This is a genomic window from Mesorhizobium sp. M0159 (assembly GCF_040322295.1).
Classification (GTDB): Bacteria; Pseudomonadota; Alphaproteobacteria; order Rhizobiales; family Rhizobiaceae; genus Mesorhizobium.
This window is the reverse complement of sequence record NZ_JAMYTF010000004.1, coordinates 144,448-162,506: the sequence shown is the minus strand read 5'-3', so window position 1 is coordinate 162,506 and position 18,059 is coordinate 144,448. Positions and strand designations below refer to the sequence as shown.

Below are 18,059 nucleotides of genomic sequence, written 5' to 3'. Positions count from 1 at the left end.
ATGCTCAGTGATGCGGTACCGGCAATGTTCCCGAAGGTCCCGGCTTGTCGGGGCCGGCCGGCCGCGTTTCGCCCGTCAGCGGCCGCTGCTCGTAGCGCACCCCGGGAAAGATGATCACTGCCGCCGGCGCGGCTTGTTGTGCTCGATTGGTTGCCGCCGTTCGCGGCACGAAAGACAGTACCATGCCCATGGTTCGCGTATTCCTCTCGGTTGCCCCGGAGCACAACGCAACGCCTCCATAGTCGATTAAGAAGGCAGTAGGTTAACGGAGCGCTAACGGATCGCCGCTAAATTGATCTTTGTTCTTGGGAAACGCGAAACCGGTACAGCCCGGCAGAGCGCTGTCCAGATCGTGTCGAGTGTCGGGCGTATCCTTCGTGTCAGCTTCGGATTTCAGGCAAATCGCAGCAGGAGCTGAATCGGGAAAGGCCGAAAGGCTGTTTCGCGCCGCGGTATCGGCGTTCTGCTCGCTCACCCGCCCTTCGCGCCGGGAGATCGCGCAGCTCGAAGACCTGACGCTGCCGCTTTTCGAGAATGTCTCGGTCGAATCGCGCCGCTACGTCGCGGCAGCCCTTTCCGAATGCGAATATGCACCCGCCGCGCTGGTGCGGCGGCTTTGCCAGGAGCGGGTCGACATCGCCGCTCCGCTGCTCATCCGCTCGCGCGCCCTCAGCGACGTCGACCTGATCGCGCTGATCGGACGTCACGGCCTGCCGCATGCCCGTGCCATTGCCCGCCGCAAGGATCTCAATCAAACGATCGCGGATCTCATCAAAGTGCTCGAAAGGCCGACGCTGGTGCGGTCGCAGCAGCAGCCGGAAACAACCGCCAAAGCCGCGTCCGAAAACGCCGAAGTGGTTGCGGGCGAGGTCAACAGGCAAGAGGCTTCCGATGCCGCTGAAACTGTACGCCGCCGGTTGCGATCCATGATGCGCGCCGAGAGCGGCGCCGCCATCAGTCCGTTCGTCGAGCCACAAACCTATGTCAAGCTGCGCGAGACCGCGCTGACCGGCAATGCGGCATTCTTCCAGACAGCGCTCGCCGATGCGCTCGAAGTCGATTTTTCAACGGCGCGGACGCTCACCGCGAGCCACAATTACACACCGCTGCTGGCCGCCTTGCGCGCGCTCGACCTTAGTGAAGACAAGGCGTTCCTGATCACGGCGGCCATCTATCCGACCGAGTTTCCGCACCCGCAGGCGATCCGCATCTTCCTCGACCGCTACCGCCTGCTGCACCGCGACGCGGCGTTGGACAGGCTCCGCGGCTGGAAGGCCGACACCGTATCGAAAATTGTTCGCAAGCCTGGGCGCGTCGCCGCAAATGCCGACCTGCGCAAGCCGAACAGCGCCGATATAGCCGCCACCCCAAAGGCGCGTCGCATCTGAAGGCTTGCCGTTACGACGCCTTGACCGAGATAAGCTCCTCGACGGGAATGGCGCCCGCCTCGATCTCGACCACCCAGATATCCGGATCGAATCTCTTCTCGCGCTCCAGCCGCGCGTCGAAGATGGCGGCATCGTCGCCTTCGCCAAGCAGGCTGAAAAAACGGTCGTCCGGCCTGGCTGAATCGTAACTCGTCTGCGGCGCCGGCCCGAACAGCGCTATCTCCCCCAGCCTGCCCCGCGCCAGCACGAAAACCGCGCCGGCTTCCGTCGCGCCGCGCTTGACCACGGCGGCAAAGCCGCCGGCGCTGAAAACCCGGCGCAACAGCGCCGACACCCACAGATCGGTGGTTACCCGCATGGAGAATTCCTGGACATGCGGCGGTCCTTACAGCATTGGCCGGAAAACCGTAACCGGTCTTTGCCGAGCGACCGGCGAGCGGCCGTCACGACCCTTAGTTGGTCAGGCCGATCTCGCGCATCTTGACGTAGACGATCTCGTCTGGCTCGCCGGTCTCCGGCAAGCCGAACAGCGCCTGGAATTCCTTGATCGCGGCCTTGGTGCGCGCGCCTACGACGCCATCCAATTGCATGTCGTCATTGCCGAACGCTTTCAGTCCGGCCTGGATCTTGACGATGCGGGGATCAGGCGTTTGCGCCACCGCATTTGCCGGTGCGGACGCTGGAATGGCGGCTGGAACAGCAGCCGTTTCGACCGGCCGCGGCACCGGATGCGGTACCACGGCCGCGGTCTTTGGCGTGGCGCCCAGTTGATCCAGCAGGACGCTGTCGATCTCGCCGGAGGCATTCAATCCGACCTTCTGCTGATAGGCCTGGATGGCCTTGCGCGTATTCGGTCCGGGAATCCCGTCGACGGTGCCGGAATAGAAATCGAGATCCTTCAATATGCCCTGGACCTGTTCGACGACCGGGTCGCTCTTGATCGGCGCAGCGGCCGGACGCACGATATTGATGGTGGTTTCGGGCTCGTCGCTGTCCGCCCGGGGAAAGCGCTCGATACTCCTGGTGGCGAAAAACGCGCCGGCATGCGGAAAGGGCTGGTACCAAAGCGCGTTCGCCGAGACGTAGAACAGCGTCACCAGGAACGCGGTGGAGCCGCCGACCACAACAGGATTGCGCGAGATCAGGCTGCCCAGCGCCATCGCTCCGTGCTCGAAGGCATTGCCGCGGCGTTTGACCGCCTTAGGCTGTTTTGCGGAGCGACCCATTGCTCTCCCCTTTGCCACCGTCCGCCTTGGCTTTGACCGCGGACATCGGCACCACGCCGATCTTCTCCGCCGAGCGGCCCGTCGGGCCGCTCACGGGAAGGCTGATCGTCACCGTGGTGCCCTCGCCCGGCATGCTTTCGATCGACATGGTGCCCTCGTGCAGCGCCACCAGCCCCTTCACCAGTGAGAGCCCGAGGCCTGTGCCTTCGAAACGGCGGGTATAGTCGTTCTGGATCTGCATGAACGGCTTGCCGAGATTGACGAAGTCTTCCTCGGCGATGCCGATGCCGGTGTCCCGGACCCAGAAATGCAGCCGCGAGCCGATGCGCTTGGCGCCGATGACGACATTGCCGCTTTCGGGCGTGAACTTGATCGCGTTAGAGACGAGATTGATCAGGATCTGCTGCACGGCGCGACGGTCGGCATTTATTTCGCCTGCGTCCGGCGCGATCTGGGCCTGCAGATCGATAGCCTTTGCCTCGGCTTGCAGGCGCATCATGGACTGGCACATCTCGACCGCTTCGCGGAAGCGGAACGGTTCCGGTTCGGTCGCGTAGGCGCCCGATTCGATCCGCGATACGTCGAGTATCGAGGTGACGACGGCAAGCAGGTGCTGGCCCGAATCCCTGACCAGCCCGACATATTCCTTCTGACGCGGATCCTTGAAGCTGCCGAACATCTCGTGCAGCAACATGTCGGAAAAGCCGATGATGGCATTGAGCGGGGTGCGCAACTCATGGCTGACGACGGCAAGGAAACGTCCTTTCGCCACCTCGGCGGAGGCAGCCGCCTCATTGGCAGCGGCAAGCTCCTGGCGCAGTCCGGCCAGTTCGTCGTTCTCGCACAGAAGAAGCGTGAAGACAGTCTCCTGCCCCGGCGCGCGCATCATCTCGAGCGAGAACGGCCGGTAATTGTCGGCCGTCACGCCGCTGCTCTGCGGCAGCCGTACGCGAAGGTCGAGCCGGCGCGACAGGGCTCCATCACGCATATCGGCCAGCGCACTGAGATACGGGACGCGGTCGGACAGATGGATGCGATCGAAAAGTCCGGTGCCGAAAAGCAGCTCCGGCGGCAGCCTCAGCATAGCGCGTGCCTTAGCCGAGACGTCCAGAACCTCGCCATGCGCCGCGATTCGCAGCACGACGGCGTCGATGAGGTCTTCGAGCCGGTCGCTGCCGGCCGGATCGAACTGTGCGCTGGCGGCGCCGCGAAGCGGAGCGATACGCGGAATGAGCGTGAGTGCCCAGGCCAGTGGTACCAGCCAGTGCCATGCGGCGATTTCGGTCTGGTCGAGCGGCAAGACGGAACCGGCTAAAGGCTGCAGCAAGACTGCGACAAAGGCCGATATGGCGCCCCAGATCACGGCACGGCGCGACTGGCCGATCCACCACGCTTCAAACGGCACCGCCACCGCGAGCAAGGCACCCGGCGATGCCACACCGCCGGCGGCAGCGATAAGGGCACCGAGGGCAACGCTGCCGACGACCAAGGCGAGTTGGCCGGCCAGGGTCATCTTGCCCGATGCAGCCACCAGCAGGGCGGCGAACCAGCAAAGGCCGAACGCCGCAAAGATGGCAGCCACAGTCACGGCCGCGCCCATGCCCGACGTGACCAGCGTCACCGCTGCACCCGCGCTGAAGAAAGGAGCCGCCAGCATGGCGCCAATGAACCGGCTGTGGCGGCAACGATCGCTCTGGCCGAGCACGGACGGATGAACCATCCGTTCGCAACCGGCGGCTATCGCGCCCGGCAACTCGGCGTATCTGGCCTTGATCGCACTCAACTCAACGCACCCGGTCGTGAACGGCCCTGCTTTGCAGGCGGCTTTTGTCGATCCAAAACTCGCATCCAGCGTTTAAGGAATGGATAAGGCTGGGCCGATCGTCCCCCGGCAGGCTGCAAATATCGGGATACCGGCGGGGAAAAACCGGGGCAATTGCCGCCATAGTAAACGGAGCGTTATCCACACCGCCCGCGCCTGCACCTACGACCGATGGCATCAAACTGTCGCCGATTAAGAAAATGATAATGAAAAACAATAGGTTGGATGGTTATCAGTTGCTGAATAAAATCTGAGCCGTTCGAGGCAAATGAACTTCAAAACGCTTCGTTTCGAATCTACCTAAAATTTAAGGAAAACTGTTGCTTTCGGGACAAGCCGTCCTTTGCGCGTCTGTGTCAGTATCGCGGTACAAGGGTCGTGCGGTTCGGATGCATGACGTCATAAAGGACAGACAGATGGGCTTTCTGATAAGAGCTGCTTTCTGGTTTTCGCTGGTGCTTCTGGCGCTGCCGCTGGGTGTCGGCGCCGATGATGCGGGCCGCGAAAGCGTCGGGCCGCTCCAGGCGCTGTTTGCGGCGCGCGAAGCCGTCGGCGATATCGCCGGCATCTGCGAGCGCAAGCCGGACGTGTGCGAGACCGGCAAATCGGCAATGCACACCATCACCGCCCGGGCCAGGGAGACCGCCAAGATCGCGGCCGCCATGCTGGACGACAAGGCCGCTGAACCCGATACGGTGACGACCACCGGCAGCGTGTCCGAGGAAATCGTGTTGCCGGCGAAAGTCGATTTGCCGGCGAAAGTGCACTTGCCGGCGAAGAACTGAGACTGTTTCGGCCGAATTCATCGCTAAACCGCAAGGCTCTCGCTCTCGGCACCTGCGGCGTTTCTCCTCTTTTTCCGTGACGTGGCAGCGCCGGATGACTATATCCGGGGGAATGACGACGACGATCCAGACCATCCGCGACGACTTTTCCCTGCTCGACGAGTGGGAAGACCGCTATCGCTATGTGATTGAACTGGGTGAAGCGCTGTCGCCGTTTCCCGACGAGCAACGCATACAAGCCAACAAGGTGCCCGGCTGCGTCAGCCAGGTCTGGCTGACCACCGAGCAAGGCGGGGGTGTCGACCCCGTTATCACCTTCAAGGGCGATTCCGACGCGCATATCGTGCGCGGCCTGGTCGCCATCATGCTGGCGCTGTTTTCGGGACGGCCGGCCAGCGAAATCCAGAGGACCGACGCAGAGGCCACATTGAAGGCACTCGGACTTGACGAGCACCTGTCGCCGCAGCGCGCCAATGGTCTTCGCTCGATGGTCAAGCGCATCAAGCGTGACGCCGAGGCAGCGCTGAAGCAGACCGCCTGACCGGACGGCAATTGCCGGCGGCATGAAGAACTGGCGGCCTGAGCTTGGTCTCCCCACAATGCGAAAACGGCGCCTGTAGGCGCCGTTTGAGTATCAAACCGGAAGAGCCGCTTGTCAGCGTCCCTTGCGCTTGCGGCCGAGACCCATCTTCTTGGCGAGCTGCGAACGGGCGGCCGCGTAATTGGGCGCAACCATCGGATAGCTCGGGTCCAGGTTCCACTTTTCACGATACTGGTCGGGCGTCAGATCATAGTGGGTCATCAAGTGACGCTTGAGCGACTTGAACTTCTTGCCGTCTTCGAGACAGATGATGTAGTCGTCATGCACCGACCGCTTCGGATTTACCGCCGGCTTCTGCTTGTCGGCAGGCGGCTGCTCGGCGGCCCCGCCGACGCGCCCGAGAGCGGCATGGACATCGGCGATAAGGTTCGGCAGTTCGCCGACCGGTACGGGATTGTTGCTGACATAGGCAGCCACCACGTCGGCGGTGAGCTCGATCAGCGCGTCACTGTTTCTGGAAGGTGTTTCGGTAATATCCATGGCGTTCAGGCCCCAACGAGAATTGTTTCTGTTTGCGCCCGTTTCGATAGTTGGGCATCGCGCGAACTTGTGCAGGAAAAAGCCTCCGCGATTCGCGTCGCGGCATCTTAATGGGCCGGGCCGCCAAGTAAGTCAATTCGCTTCTTTCGGTCTATTCAGCGATACAAGTCAAATCTTCCATATTCAGCTTCACTCTTTCGTGCAAAGCGTAACTTTGCCGTTTTTTCTGGTCAGACCAGCATCGACTGACGCCGCGGCAAGCAGCCATTACACAAACGGCAGCAGGTAAATAGAGTTCGATGCTTGACCCTGCCGGCGGCATTACAGCCTGGATGATCGGCGGATTCAGTAAAATCATAGGTTGCGAAGCGTTACTGTTGCTCGCGAGCCGTCGCCGGAGCGGTGCGCTGTGTCATTGAAATGGGGTAATGTATTTCCGTAGACCCAGCCATATCGGCCACTTGCCAAGCCGCGAAGGCAGTTGCATGAGATTGACCGGCACTGGCAGGGTCATCGCAGCGACGGCGAGAACCGCGGCAGTCCGAGAAGAAATATTCGTTATCCGCTCCTCCAGCCCGTCCTCTCGAGCCACCACGACAATAGATCATAGCCCTTGAACCCGCGCTGCTCGGCGTGTTCATTCGCCATTCAAGTAGCTTCCACAGCGAGACGCAATGACCAGAACCCCAGTGTTTCCGACCGCCACGCCGCCGCAGCCGGAGAAGCGGCCGATCTTCGACACGCATCACGGCATAACGCGGACGGACGATTATGCCTGGCTGAGGGCCGCCAATTGGCAAGAGATGTTCAGGGATCCGTCCCTGCTCGACGGCCAAATCCGCGCCCACCTCGAAGCCGAGAATGCTTACCAGGCGGCGCTGATGGCCGATACGGTCCAACTGCAGAAGCAGCTTTTCGCGGAAATGAAGGGACGCATCAAGGAAGACGATTCTTCCGTGCCGATGAAGGACGGACCTTACGCCTACGGCTCCTCCTTCAAGCTTGGCGGCCAGCAGCCGCGTTATTTCCGCACGGCGCGTGACGGCGGCGACAAGCAGATATTGCTCGACGGCGATGCCGAGGCCGAGGGCAAGCCCTATTTCCGCCTGGGCGGCGTCGATCATTCGGACGACCACAGCAAGCTGCTCTGGGCCTTCGACGACAAGGGTTCCGAATTCTACACGCTGCGCGTCCGCGATCTGGCCGGCGGCAACGATCTGGCGGACAGGGTCCCGGACACCGGCGGCGGCGGTGTGTGGGATGCCGGCAATGACGGTTTTTTCTACACCCGCCTCGACCCCAACCACCGTCCTTCCAAAGTGCTGTTCCATGCGCTTGGCGACGGTCCTGAAAACGACCGGCTGATCTACGAGGAGACCGATCCCGGCTTCTTCATGGATGTCGGTGGCACGCGCTCCAACGAGTGGATCATGATCGGCATCAACGATCATGAGACCTCGGAATACCGCATCATGAGCGCCGACGATCCGTTCGCAGAGCCGAAGCTGGTTGCGGCGCGCCAGACGGGCCTGCAGTACGAACTCGAGGAAGGCGGCGACATCTTCTTCATCCTCACCAATGCCGACGGCGCCAAGGACTTCAAGATCATGACGGCGCCGGCCCATGATCCGGTGCGCGCCAACTGGCAGGAACTGGTGCCGCACGAAGCGGGCCGGCTGATCCTTTCGGTGATCGGCTTCAAGGACCACATGGTCCGGCTCGAGCGCAAGGAAGGCCTGCCGCGCATCGTCGTGCGCGACCGCAAGAGCGGCGAGGAGCACCTGATCTCCTTCGACGAGGAAGCCTTCTCGCTCGGCCTGTCCGGCTCCTACGAATACGACACCGAGATCATGCGCTTTTCCTATTCGTCGATGACGACCCCGGCGCAGGTCTTCGATTACAACATGCGCACCCGCGAGCGGGTGCTGCTCAAGACCCAGGAAGTGCCGTCCGGCCACGACCCGGAGCACTACGTCACGCGCCGGCTGATGGCGCCTGCCGCCGACGGCGAACTGGTGCCGATCTCGCTCCTCCATCACCGCGACACACCGCTCGACGGGTCCGCCCCTTGCCTGCTTTACGGCTACGGATCTTACGGCATAGCCGTACCCGCCGCGTTCAACACCAATCTGTTTTCGCTGGTCGACCGCGGCTTTGTCTACGCGACAGCCCATGTTCGCGGCGGCAAGGACAAGGGCTATGGCTGGTACGACGACGGCAAGCGGGCGAACAAGATGAACACGTTCACCGATTTTGTCGCTGCCGCCCACCACCTTGTCGCCGAACGCTATACACAGCATGACCGCATCGTTGCGCAAGGCGGTTCGGCCGGCGGCATGCTGATGGGCGCGGTCGCCAACATGGCGCCGCAATGCTTCGGCGGCATCGTCGCCGAGGTTCCCTTCGTCGACGTGCTCACCACCATGCTCGACGCCAGCTTGCCGCTGACGCCGCCGGAATGGCCGGAATGGGGCAATCCGATCGCGTCAGCGGAGGATTACCGGACCATCGCCGCCTACTCGCCCTACGACAATGTCGCCGCACTCGACTATCCGCCGATCCTGGCGCTGGCCGGCCTGACCGACCCGCGCGTCACTTATTGGGAGCCGGCCAAATGGGTGGCGCGGCTGCGCGACCGCAAGACAGGTGGGAATCCGGTGCTGTTCAAGATCAACCTGGATTCAGGCCATGCCGGCGCCTCCGGCCGGTTTTCAAGACTGGAGGAAATCGCCTTCACCTACGCCTTCGCGCTCAAGGTGACGGGCAAGGCCGAGCTTGCGGCGTGAACATCGGCGGATGAGCGATCATTGCCTTCCGTTCCGCGACGTGGCTTCATTGGCGGTGAGAGTTGCGGAGCCCACCAATGATCGATCTCGCCACGTTGATAGCTTATGTCGCGGTTGTGCTTGGCTTTGTCTTCATCCCGGGTCCCGCCACTCTTCTGACGGTGGCGCGGGCAACCAGTTCCGGAACCAGGGTGGGCATTGCGACCGGCGCCGGGATCGCGGCCGGCGACGTGGTTCACACCTTCATGGCGATCGTCGGCATTTCGGCGATCATTGCCACGTCGGCGGCGCTTTTCAGCATCGTGAAGTACATCGGCGCAGCCTACCTCATTTATCTCGGCATTCGCGCGATCATCGAGAAAACGCCGGCCTATCCGGCCGCCGGCGCACTTGCGATCCCCGCTGCCAAAGCATTTCGGCAAGCTGTTTTGACCGAGGTTCTCAATCCCAAGACCGCGCTTTTCTTCCTCGCATTTCTTCCGCAGTTCGTGCGGCCTGAAAACGGATCGGTGATGCTTCAACTGGCGATATTGGGCGTCATCTTTGTTCTGTTGGGCCTCGTCAGCACGGTGGTTTTCGCCATGGGTGCGGGCGGCCTCGGTGCATTCCTGCGCCGAAACCCGACGGTGCTGAGATGGCAAGGCAAGGCTGTCGGCGGTATCTATTGCGCCTTAGGCATCCGGCTGGCGCTGCAACAGCGCTAGGGTCTCGACAGGCGACGAGCCGTACGAGGCTTCGGATAATGGGCAGGCACAGCTGATTTTCCGCTCGCAATTGCAAAGGCCGCGCGCTACCCAGTGCGCGGCCTTTTCACGGTCGCCGCCAACACACAATCACCAGGGATCTGCCATGTTGCTCGTCGATGTCTATCTCGACAAATCGCCCATCCAGGGCATCGGCGTCTTTGCCAAGAACCACATTGCCCGCGGCACGCTGGTCTGGAAGCTCGACCCGAAATACGACCGGCGCATCGAGGTAGCGGCCTACGAGCGGGAAACCGGGCCGGTCAGAACCTATCTCGACCGCTACGCCTATCCGGACCGGCGCGACCCGAATTACATCGTCTTCGAAGCCGACGATGCGCGCTACATGAACCATGCCGACAGCCCGAATTGCGACGTCTCGCAGCCGGAGGAGACCTATGCCTTGCGCGACATTGCGCCCGGCGAGGAAATGACCTGCGACTACAATCACTTCTTCGAAACCGGCTTCGACTTTCTCGGCGACCGCTGACGCAACGGCCGTCAGCTCGACGGCTTCTTGCGCGCCGGATAGCCGTTGGGGTGCGGCGGCACGGCTTTCAGGTAGGCGGCGATCGCCGCGCGGTCCTCCGGGGTCAGCACGGCCATGTTGCGCTGCACGTCGACCATGGCACCACCGACCGTATCGAAATCCGGCGTGAACCCGGTTTCGAGATAGTTGGCGATGTCGGCCTCGGACCAGTCGGCGATGCCGCCCTCGCCCGACGTGATGTTCGGCACGATGCCGCTGCCTTCGGCGGCGGCCGCACCTGCCAGCCATTGGCTCTTCCTGGTGCCGCCGGTAAGATCCCGCGGCGTGTGGCATTCGCCGCAATGGCCGAGGCCTTCGACCAGATAGCGGCCGGCCTGCACCGGCTGCGGACTGCCGTCGGCGAAGGAAACGACCGGCTGGTCGCTCAAATAGAGCAATTTCCACAGACCAAGACCGCGTCGGACGTTGAAGGGAAATGCCAGCGAATTGGCGGGCGCCTTGCCGGCGACCGCGGGTAACGTCTTCAGGAATGCATAGAGATCGGCAATGTCGGCCGGCTTCATGCGCGCGTAGGAAGTATAGGGAAATGCCGGATAGAGATGCTCGCCCGACGGCGACACGCCCTTCAGCATGGCGTTGGCAAAGTCCTCGACCGACCAGGCGCCGATGCCGTCCCTGGTATCCTGCGATATGTTCGGCGGCACGAAGGTGCCGAATGGCGTCTTGAGCTCGAGGCCGCCCGCCAGCTGAAGACGGGCGTCGCCTTGCGAGCCAGGCTTGGCATGACAGGATGTGCAGCCGCCGGCGTAGAAGATGCGCTTGCCCCTGGCGGCGTCGCCAGGACCAAGCTCAGCCAGCGTTGCGGCATCGAGCCTGACCGGAGCCGACAGGAACCAGCCGGCAATCGCGGCCGCGCCGCCCAGAACGAGGGCGGCGCCGACAAGTTTCTTCAGCAAGCGCATTGCCCGCTATCAGCCTTTTTTCACCCTGTAGTTTTGATGACAGTTGCCGCAGCCGCCGCCGATGGTGTTGAACTGCGCCTTCAACGCGTCGGCATCCGCAGGTGCTGCGGTGACCGCCGCCTTGACGTCGGCGAGGTACTTGCCTTCAGCCGTCTTGAACCCGGCCATGTCCTGCCAGATTTTTGGGGACGCCGTGGTGTCGCCGGTGTCGCTGCCCGCCGGGAAAAGCGTGTCGACGCCGGCATGGAATTTCTCGGCATTGACCTGCAGTGCCTGCAACGCCGTCAGCACCGAAGCTGCGTCGTAGGGCGTCTCGCCCTTGACCACTTTCGACAAGCCGGCGGCGATCTTGCCACGTTCCTTCATCAGGGCCTGCCGGTCGGCTACCGGGTCGGCAAATGCCGCCGAACCGGCGAAGGCGAGCATCGAGATGGCGAGGATAAGCTTTCTCATTCACTTGGCTCCATGTTGAAGGCAATTCAGGATGCGGCCCCACCCCGATGACAAACGGCAAGGATGGCTTAAAAATTCCGACGCTTCGCCTCACGCTTGCGTGAAATTTTTGCAGCTGTCGTTCTGATGCTGAAAAAGAAAAGCCCCGGTTCTGCCGGGGCTTTCTGGAACGGATCAGGCCTTTTCGTAGAGTTCGAGCACATAGTCCCAGTTGATGAGACTGTCGACGAAGGCTTCGAGATATTTCGGCCGGGCGTTGCGATAATCGATGTAATAGGAATGTTCCCAGACATCGACGCCGAGGATCGGCGTCGCGCCATGGACGAGCGGGTTCTCGCCATTCGGCGTCTTCGAGATCGCCAGCTTGCCGTCCTTGACCGAGACCCAGGCCCAGCCCGAACCGAACTGGGTGGTGCCGGCGGCGATGAAGTCGGCCTTGAACTTGTCGTAGCCACCAAGATCGCTGTCGACCGCCTTTTTCAATGCGCCCGGCAGCTTGTTGCCACCGCCGCCCTTCTTCATCCATTTCCAGAAATGGATGTGATTGTAGTGCTGGGCGGCATTGTTGAAGAGGCCCGCATTCTTGCCGAAGGACTGTTTGACGGCCTCTTCGACCGACAAATCGCCCATGCCCGCCTCGGCGGCCAGCTTGTTGCCGTTGTCGACATAGGCCTTGTGGTGCTTGTCGTGATGATATTCCAGCGTTTCCTTGGACATATAAGGCTGCAAAGCCTCGTAATCATAGGACAAGGCGGGCAATTCAAAAGCCATCGGTCGTACTCCCTCGTGGAAAAATCCGGTGTCGATACCGGACTAACATAGGACTGGATTGGTCTGGAACAACTCCGGAAACGAAGCGCCGGCCGCTTTTTAGCGGGTCAGCCGGGCGAAGTCGAATGCGCCCATTCCCAATACAGTTCGCGCGCCTTCTTGGCCACCGGTCCGGGCTGCAGATTGCGATCCTCAATACGGGTGACCGGCACGACTTTCGAGTGGTTTCCGGTCGAGAAGATTTCGTCCGCCTCCAGGAAATCGCGGATCGACAGCGTCTTTTCCGTCGTCGTGAAACCGTATTCGCCTAGCAGGGCCATGGTGCGCGCGCGGGTAATGCCGGACAGGAAGGTGCCGTTCGGCGCCGGCGTCAGGACATGGCCGTCCTTGACCAGGAAAATATTCGAGGTGCCGGTCTCGGCGACATTGCCCAGCATGTCGAGCACGAGCGCATTGTCGAAGCCGCGCATCTTGGCCTCTAGGATGGCCCGGCCGTTGTTGGGATAGAGGCAGCCGGCCTTGGCGTTGGTCGGCATGGTTTCGATGGTCGGGCGCCGGAACGGCGACACCGTCACCGAAAACCCCGCCGGCGAGATCATCGGCGATTCGTAGAGGCAAAGGCAGAAACGAGTCGAGGCCGGGTCGGCCGGCACGCCCATATAGCCGCCATGCTCGGCCCAATACATCGGCCTGATATAGACCGCCGTGTTGCCTTCGAACTTCTTCAGCCCGTCCCAGGTCAGGCCGACGATCCTGTCGGTGCTCATCGTCGGTTTCAGACCGAGCGCGATCGCCGAGGCATTTACCCGCGCTGCATGGCGATCGAGATCGGGAGCGACGCCCTCGAACCAGCGGGCGCCGTCGAACACGCTGGTGCCGAGCCACATGGCGTGACTGCGCGGCCCTAGAATGGCAACATTGCCCTCGTACCAGTCGCCGTCGACGAAGGTCCATGTCGCGGATTGCGCCGCAGTCGCCAGTGTCATTGCCAGGTTCCGTTCGATGCTTGTTGCGGCGCATTGGAAGATGCTTTGGCGGCCGCCGTCAACCGGCTTGGCTGAGATTTGTTGAGGCCAGCGGACTGGCGGACTGCAATCAGCGCTTGCGCCTTGCCTTACGCGGCCTCAAAACTGTCGAATGCAGTTCGCGGCTTACGTTTTCGACGCCTATGGCACGCTGTTCGACGTGCATGCGGCCGTGCGCCGTCACGCCGACCAGATCGGGCCGGACGGCCAGTTGCTGTCCGATATTTGGCGCGCCAAGCAGCTGGAATATTCCTGGGTCAGGACGCTGATGGGGGCCTATGCCGATTTCTGGCAGCTCACCGAGCAGGCCCTCGACTTCGCCCTGCGCAAGGTTCCATCCGCGGATGCCGGGCTGAGGGCGAAGCTGCTCGAGGCCTATTGGCGGCTGGACTGCTATCCGGAGGTACCGGCCGTGCTCAAGGCGCTCAAGGCATCGGGGGCAAGGCTGGCGATCCTGTCCAACGGTTCGCCTGAGATGCTGGAAGCGGCCGTCAAATCCGCCGCGCTCGACCAGGTCCTGGACGACGTCTTTTCCGTCGACAGCGTCAGGCGCTTCAAGACCGATCCGTCGGTCTACGACATGGTCACCACGGGCTGGCGCCTCTATCCGGGCGCTGTCTCTTTCCAGTCATCCAACCGCTGGGACGTCGCCGGCGCCACCAAATTCGGCTTCAGGACGGTGTGGATCAACCGCGCCAATCAGCCAGAGGAATACCGGGATTTTCCACCGGCCCTGATCCTGCCGTCCCTTGAAGGTCTGGTCGCCGGGGGGTGACACCGGACATGTTGCCTCGGCGCAACAGTGACGATCCAGTCACAGCTTTGCCTTTGTTTGTCCACCCTGCGGCCAGAATTGGAACCGCCTATCGCGCCGGGCATTGCTCGGGCAACCGCGCGCAACCGGACGCATTTATGCTTTGTTGCGATTTGAGACTTAAAAAAGGCAATCATGTTCACACCCCCATCGTCCTCTTTTCGCCTGAGCCGTCGCGGTTTTCTCAACGCAGCAGCCCTCGGCGCCGCCTCGGTCGCGGTCTCCAGTTGCACCACGCTGTCGCAACAACCGGTCGAGCCACCGCCGCCGACCTATGTCGAGCCGGCGCTCGGCGACTATGTGACGATGTATGGGCCGATGTCGGATGGCGGCTTCGAGCTGCCGGCCATACCGGTCGACAAGATCGACCCGCAGTTCCTGCGCCAGATCGTGGACGATCCGACCGGGCAGCAGCCGGGCACCATCGTCGTCGACACGACCAATCACTTCCTCTACCTGGTGCGCCCGGGCGGCCAGGCGATCCGCTATGGCGTCGGCCTCGGCCGCGCCGGCTTCGAATGGTCGGGCGATGCCGTGGTCCAATGGAAGCAGAAATGGCCGAAATGGACGCCGCCGGACGACATGATAGCGCGGCAGCCGGAGTTGAGACCCTACAGCGCCGAGAATGGCGGCATGCCCGGTGGGCTCAAGAACCCGCTTGGCGCGCGGGCGCTTTATCTCTTCCAGGGCAACCAGGACACGCTCTACCGCTTGCACGGTTCGCCGGAATGGCGGTCGATCGGCAAATCGGTGTCGTCGGGCTGTGTTCGCCTGATGAACCAGGACATCATCGATCTCTATGATCGTGTGCCGAACAAGACCCCGGTCGTGGTGACGGCCGACATCGGTCAGCCGATGGTGGCGACAGCAAACCGCAAAGCCATTCCGATCGACGCCGGCGTGCCGGAAGGATCGATCCTGCTCGGCCCGATAAAATCGATCACAAACTCTATCTTCTGAATTGGGCGAAAGCGCGGGCGGGATCTTCCTCGCTCCTGCTAGTTTTGCTGAGCGTCGGCGTGGCCCGCTTTTAGGTCCGATGGTTACGCAGAGCAGCGGATTTTGCCGCGCTCTGTGCAGACGCCGCCGGTAGACAGCTCATGACCCGAACCGCCCCTCCCAAGGCGATTTGGTAGCCCAAAAGCTGACCTCTAGCGGAGCCGGCGGTCGTGATCCGCAACGGACATTTGGACCGTCAGAGACGTCATATTGCCAGACGTTGCATGGCTCGCTGGCGCACTCGCGAGACATCATTCGAAAAAGTTAAGCCTCATAGTAGTGTAGTTCGAGCAGCAGGCACCCGGTCTGCGACCGGAAGGGACCGTGATAGACGCCAGGCGGCCGGCAGGCGTAGGTGTTCGGGGCAAAACTCGGAGACGCCTCTTCGACCGAAGTTCCGCCAACGATGAGATCTCCCGATACGAGATAGACTTCTTCCCAGTATTCATGCACGAACGGCATCGTCGTATAGGCGCCTGGTGCAAACCGAAGCAGCCGCGTCCGATTCCCGGTCTTGCCTGCCTCGTCGAGCCGGCCGGCAAGAATCTTCTGCTCGATGCCGGACGGGTAACCAGGCGGCGAATGCCAGCCATCCCCGGTCATGTCGATCGTGTGAAATTCCTTATGTTCCTTTCGGATCGGCATCGCAAACCTCAAGCGGCAGCCAGAGCGGCACGGTCGACCTCGTCTTCCAGCGAATAGCTGTCCAGCATCTGATCGACGAGCTGCGTGCAGCGGTCCCAGTCGAAGGTGCGGAAGCTGTGCCCCTTGGTCACGAAGGTGGCGCCTGCATAGAACATCTCGTATTGCAAGTGGCGCGAGGCGAACTCCGACCCGACCGCATCCCAGGCCAGCTTGAAGAATTTTACCCGGCCCTCCGACGAGAGGACCGGCGATTGCTGCGTCCTTTCAATCAGACTGCGCAGCTCCGGATCGGCGAAATCCTGGACGGAGGACGGCAGCATGATCAGTCCGCCGCCCGCCAACTCGCGCAAGGCCAAAATCACCCCGGCATAGAGCTGCTGTGTCAGCACCTGAGCCGAATAGAGCGTATGTGCGTCGGGCACGAAATAGCCGCCAAGCATGCTGCCCTTCACCTCCATGGCGTGCACCAGCGCGTCGACCATGGTGTTCTGCGCCGCCAGCGCTCCCAGCGTCTCGCGCACCTGCGGAAAGTTGATGACGCCATTGGTCTCGGCGATGCGCCGGGCGATGCCGACGAGAAAGCGCATCTTCACCATCAGGCGGATCTGTGCCTGATAATTCTGGAACACATGCGCCGGGGTGGCATGGAACTGCCGCTGGCACATGGCGATGTCCTGGTTGATGAAGACGCGGTCCCAGGGAACTTTCACATCGTCGAAGTAGAGCACGGCATCGTTCTCGTCGAAGCGGCTGGCGAGTGGATTGTCGAAGACACTGACGGCGCTCTCCTCGTAGGATTTGCGCGACAGGATCTTCAGCCCGCCGGCATTCATCGGCACGGCGAAGGACACCGCATAAGGTTCGTCGCCCTCGCGCAGTGGCTGGATGCAGGTGACGAACACCTCGTTTGCCATGATGCCGCCGGTCGCCAGCATCTTGGCGCCGCGGATCGTCAGGCCTGCGGCGTCCTGGTCGACGATGCCGGCGGTGAGAAAACGGTCCTGCTGCTCGCCCGTCGGCTTCGAGCGGTCGGCCTGCGGATTGATTATGACATAGGTGAGATAGAGCTCATTGTCCCGGGCGTAACGGTAATAGTCAGCAAGCGCCGCGGCGCGCGGCTTGTCGTAAGCCTCGAAGACCTCGATCCCCATGAACATGCCGGAAATGCAAGAAGCGACATGGTCCGGCGCGCGGCCGAGAAAGCCATAATGAAGCTCCGTCCAGGCTTCCAGCGCCTTGCGCCGCTCGACAAGGTCGGCATGGCTGCGCGGCAACTGCCAGATGCGGTTGGCCCGCTGTCCGCCACTTTCGGGAACCTCGAAGGTCATCAGCTCCCGGTTGTCCGGTCGCGCCTGGAAATCGTAGAGCGCGCCGACCGACCGGATGGTCTGGCGGAAGGCTGGATGCGCGGTGACGTCGCCGGCGCCCTGGCCATTGATGTAGACTTGCCTTCCATCCCTCAGCATCTCGATATGCTGCGCCCCGGTCTTGATCATCTTACCCTCCGCGATCAGTAGTGCCCAAGAAATCAATAATGGATGTCGAGCGGCCAAAGCGGCGCCGTGAACTCCGTTGGCTGCAGTGATGCGTAGCGCCCCTTGCTGAAAACCAGCGCCTGCCGGTCGGCGAAGGACCGGAAATGCTTCACCCTGGCGATGAACAGCACGTGGTCCCCGGCTTCGTGCCTGGCCCACGGCTCGCAATCGAACAGCGCCGCCACGCCGGGTAGCACCGGGGCGCCGGAGCGGCCCTGCTCGAACCGCACTCCTTCCCACTTGTTGGAAAGCGGCTTGGCGAAGCGGTTGGAAATGTCCTTCTGGTTTTCCGAGAGAACGTTGACCGTGTAACTGGCAGCCTTCCCCCAGAGCGGCAGGCTGGCTGAACGACGGTCAATGCTAAAAAGGACGAGGGGCGGGTCGAGAGACAGCGAGTTGAACGAGCTTATCGTCATGCCAAGTTGCTCGCCGTCAGCCAGACAGGTGACGACGCAGACGCCGGTCGGAAATTGTCCAAGCGCCTGCCGGAACGCGCGCACGTCGAAAGCCGTTTCTCCTTCGATGATCATGCCC

20 protein-coding genes are annotated in these 18,059 nt (G+C 62.2%); 8 read left to right on the top strand and 12 right to left on the bottom strand.

All coding sequences use genetic code 11. The annotated features are described in order from the left end of the window. Positions 1-4: 4 nt before the first annotated feature. A complete protein-coding gene (locus tag NKJ32_RS05915) occupies positions 5-190 on the bottom strand; it encodes a hypothetical protein (RefSeq protein WP_023677835.1) in 186 nt (61 codons plus the stop codon). A gap of 187 nt (positions 191-377) precedes the next feature. On the opposite strand from NKJ32_RS05915, the gene NKJ32_RS05910 reads away from it, so the two are divergent. Then, entirely contained in the window at positions 378-1,388 is a 1,011-nt protein-coding gene (locus NKJ32_RS05910) for a DUF2336 domain-containing protein (protein ID WP_352569878.1), read from the top strand. A 10-nt stretch (positions 1,389-1,398) separates the two neighbouring features. On the opposite strand, the gene NKJ32_RS05905 is transcribed toward NKJ32_RS05910, so the two are convergent. From NKJ32_RS05905 to NKJ32_RS05895, 3 genes are all read right to left on the bottom strand, one after another. Further along, positions 1,399-1,746 carry a DUF1491 family protein gene (locus NKJ32_RS05905; RefSeq protein WP_352454316.1) on the bottom strand — a complete coding sequence of 116 codons (348 nt, stop codon included), beginning with the start codon at positions 1,744-1,746 and terminating at the stop codon, positions 1,399-1,401. A gap of 94 nt (positions 1,747-1,840) precedes the next feature. Then, entirely contained in the window at positions 1,841-2,614 is a 774-nt protein-coding gene (locus tag NKJ32_RS05900) for a peptidoglycan-binding domain-containing protein (protein ID WP_352622487.1), read from the bottom strand. Further along, positions 2,589-4,334, bottom strand: coding sequence for a sensor histidine kinase (locus NKJ32_RS05895; protein ID WP_352827127.1), 1,746 nt, complete (start codon positions 4,332-4,334; stop codon positions 2,589-2,591). Before NKJ32_RS05895 ends, NKJ32_RS05900 begins: the two co-directional genes overlap by 26 nt. 518 nt (positions 4,335-4,852) lie before the next feature. Here NKJ32_RS05895 and NKJ32_RS05890 point away from each other — a divergent pair. After that, the gene (locus NKJ32_RS05890; protein ID WP_023677842.1) at positions 4,853-5,221 is read left to right on the top strand and encodes a DUF5330 domain-containing protein; all 369 of its coding nucleotides are present in this window, start codon (positions 4,853-4,855) and stop codon (positions 5,219-5,221) included. Between the two features lie 112 nt (positions 5,222-5,333). Then, a complete protein-coding gene (locus NKJ32_RS05885) occupies positions 5,334-5,762 on the top strand; it encodes a SufE family protein (RefSeq protein WP_352591662.1) in 429 nt (142 codons plus the stop codon). Between the two features lie 114 nt (positions 5,763-5,876). Here NKJ32_RS05885 and NKJ32_RS05880 read toward each other — a convergent pair whose 3' ends face one another. Then, positions 5,877-6,302 (bottom strand): Ros/MucR family transcriptional regulator, encoded by a 426-nt coding sequence (locus NKJ32_RS05880; RefSeq protein WP_023677844.1) that lies wholly within the window; start codon positions 6,300-6,302, stop codon positions 5,877-5,879. 674 nt (positions 6,303-6,976) lie between these two features. Here NKJ32_RS05880 and NKJ32_RS05875 point away from each other — a divergent pair. The 3 genes from NKJ32_RS05875 to NKJ32_RS05865 all read left to right on the top strand — a co-directional run bounded on the left by NKJ32_RS05875 (position 6,977) and on the right by NKJ32_RS05865 (position 10,321). Beyond that, positions 6,977-9,088, top strand: coding sequence for a S9 family peptidase (locus tag NKJ32_RS05875; protein ID WP_023677845.1), 2,112 nt, complete (start codon positions 6,977-6,979; stop codon positions 9,086-9,088). Positions 9,089-9,165: 77 nt separating this feature from the next. Then, positions 9,166-9,792: a LysE family translocator gene (locus tag NKJ32_RS05870; protein ID WP_352827019.1), complete on the top strand. Its 627-nt coding sequence runs from the start codon at positions 9,166-9,168 to the stop codon at positions 9,790-9,792. 145 nt (positions 9,793-9,937) lie between these two features. Beyond that, positions 9,938-10,321, top strand: a complete 384-nt coding sequence (locus NKJ32_RS05865; RefSeq protein WP_352449057.1) for an SET domain-containing protein — start codon at positions 9,938-9,940, stop codon at positions 10,319-10,321. Positions 10,322-10,332: 11 nt separating this feature from the next. Here the strand turns inward: NKJ32_RS05865 and NKJ32_RS05860 are convergent, their stop codons facing one another. The 4 genes from NKJ32_RS05860 to NKJ32_RS05845 form a co-directional block, all read right to left on the bottom strand. Further along, a complete protein-coding gene (locus NKJ32_RS05860; RefSeq protein ID WP_352827018.1) occupies positions 10,333-11,283 on the bottom strand; it encodes a cytochrome c in 951 nt (316 codons plus the stop codon). Positions 11,284-11,292: 9 nt separating this feature from the next. Further along, positions 11,293-11,736 (bottom strand): c-type cytochrome, encoded by a 444-nt coding sequence (locus NKJ32_RS05855; RefSeq protein WP_352827017.1) that lies wholly within the window; start codon positions 11,734-11,736, stop codon positions 11,293-11,295. A 174-nt stretch (positions 11,737-11,910) separates the two neighbouring features. Beyond that, positions 11,911-12,507: a superoxide dismutase gene (locus NKJ32_RS05850; RefSeq protein ID WP_352827016.1), complete on the bottom strand. Its 597-nt coding sequence runs from the start codon at positions 12,505-12,507 to the stop codon at positions 11,911-11,913. 107 nt (positions 12,508-12,614) lie between these two features. Further along, entirely contained in the window at positions 12,615-13,493 is an 879-nt protein-coding gene (locus NKJ32_RS05845; RefSeq protein WP_352578408.1) for a branched-chain amino acid aminotransferase, read from the bottom strand. A 151-nt stretch (positions 13,494-13,644) separates the two neighbouring features. Between NKJ32_RS05845 and NKJ32_RS05840 the strand changes: the two genes are divergently transcribed. Together NKJ32_RS05840 and NKJ32_RS05835 are read left to right on the top strand one after the other, a co-directional pair. Next, on the top strand, positions 13,645-14,307 hold the full coding sequence (locus NKJ32_RS05840; RefSeq protein WP_352827015.1) for a haloacid dehalogenase type II: 663 nt from the start codon (positions 13,645-13,647) through the stop codon (positions 14,305-14,307). Positions 14,308-14,481: 174 nt separating this feature from the next. Further along, a complete protein-coding gene (locus tag NKJ32_RS05835) occupies positions 14,482-15,306 on the top strand; it encodes a L,D-transpeptidase (RefSeq protein WP_352578407.1) in 825 nt (274 codons plus the stop codon). Between the two features lie 303 nt (positions 15,307-15,609). Here the strand turns inward: NKJ32_RS05835 and NKJ32_RS05830 are convergent, their stop codons facing one another. From NKJ32_RS05830 to NKJ32_RS05820, 3 genes are read right to left on the bottom strand one after another with little or no spacing between them, the layout of a single operon-like run. Beyond that, positions 15,610-15,990 (bottom strand): cupin, encoded by a 381-nt coding sequence (locus tag NKJ32_RS05830; protein ID WP_352591617.1) that lies wholly within the window; start codon positions 15,988-15,990, stop codon positions 15,610-15,612. A gap of 8 nt (positions 15,991-15,998) precedes the next feature. After that, positions 15,999-17,486 (bottom strand): 4-hydroxyphenylacetate 3-hydroxylase family protein, encoded by a 1,488-nt coding sequence (locus tag NKJ32_RS05825; RefSeq protein ID WP_352591614.1) that lies wholly within the window; start codon positions 17,484-17,486, stop codon positions 15,999-16,001. Positions 17,487-17,518: 32 nt separating this feature from the next. After that, a complete protein-coding gene (locus tag NKJ32_RS05820) occupies positions 17,519-18,055 on the bottom strand; it encodes a flavin reductase family protein (protein ID WP_352591611.1) in 537 nt (178 codons plus the stop codon). Positions 18,056-18,059 lie beyond the last annotated feature (4 nt).

Coding starts and splice junctions, on each gene's coding strand:
- NKJ32_RS05915 (WP_023677835.1), bottom strand. CDS start 190: ATGGGCATGGTACTGTCTTTCGTGCCGCGAACGGCGGCAACCAATCGA.
- NKJ32_RS05905 (WP_352454316.1), bottom strand. CDS start 1,746: ATGCGGGTAACCACCGATCTGTGGGTGTCGGCGCTGTTGCGCCGGGTT.
- NKJ32_RS05900 (WP_352622487.1), bottom strand. CDS start 2,614: ATGGGTCGCTCCGCAAAACAGCCTAAGGCGGTCAAACGCCGCGGCAAT.
- NKJ32_RS05895 (WP_352827127.1), bottom strand. CDS start 4,334: ATGGTTCATCCGTCCGTGCTCGGCCAGAGCGATCGTTGCCGCCACAGC.
- NKJ32_RS05890 (WP_023677842.1), top strand. CDS start 4,853: ATGGGCTTTCTGATAAGAGCTGCTTTCTGGTTTTCGCTGGTGCTTCTG.
- NKJ32_RS05885 (WP_352591662.1), top strand. CDS start 5,334: ATGACGACGACGATCCAGACCATCCGCGACGACTTTTCCCTGCTCGAC.
- NKJ32_RS05880 (WP_023677844.1), bottom strand. CDS start 6,302: ATGGATATTACCGAAACACCTTCCAGAAACAGTGACGCGCTGATCGAG.
- NKJ32_RS05875 (WP_023677845.1), top strand. CDS start 6,977: ATGACCAGAACCCCAGTGTTTCCGACCGCCACGCCGCCGCAGCCGGAG.
- NKJ32_RS05870 (WP_352827019.1), top strand. CDS start 9,166: ATGATCGATCTCGCCACGTTGATAGCTTATGTCGCGGTTGTGCTTGGC.
- NKJ32_RS05865 (WP_352449057.1), top strand. CDS start 9,938: ATGTTGCTCGTCGATGTCTATCTCGACAAATCGCCCATCCAGGGCATC.
- NKJ32_RS05860 (WP_352827018.1), bottom strand. CDS start 11,283: ATGCGCTTGCTGAAGAAACTTGTCGGCGCCGCCCTCGTTCTGGGCGGC.
- NKJ32_RS05855 (WP_352827017.1), bottom strand. CDS start 11,736: ATGAGAAAGCTTATCCTCGCCATCTCGATGCTCGCCTTCGCCGGTTCG.
- NKJ32_RS05850 (WP_352827016.1), bottom strand. CDS start 12,507: ATGGCTTTTGAATTGCCCGCCTTGTCCTATGATTACGAGGCTTTGCAG.
- NKJ32_RS05845 (WP_352578408.1), bottom strand. CDS start 13,493: ATGACACTGGCGACTGCGGCGCAATCCGCGACATGGACCTTCGTCGAC.
- NKJ32_RS05840 (WP_352827015.1), top strand. CDS start 13,645: ATGCAGTTCGCGGCTTACGTTTTCGACGCCTATGGCACGCTGTTCGAC.
- NKJ32_RS05835 (WP_352578407.1), top strand. CDS start 14,482: ATGTTCACACCCCCATCGTCCTCTTTTCGCCTGAGCCGTCGCGGTTTT.
- NKJ32_RS05830 (WP_352591617.1), bottom strand. CDS start 15,990: ATGCCGATCCGAAAGGAACATAAGGAATTTCACACGATCGACATGACC.
- NKJ32_RS05825 (WP_352591614.1), bottom strand. CDS start 17,486: ATGATCAAGACCGGGGCGCAGCATATCGAGATGCTGAGGGATGGAAGG.
- NKJ32_RS05820 (WP_352591611.1), bottom strand. CDS start 18,055: ATGATCATCGAAGGAGAAACGGCTTTCGACGTGCGCGCGTTCCGGCAG.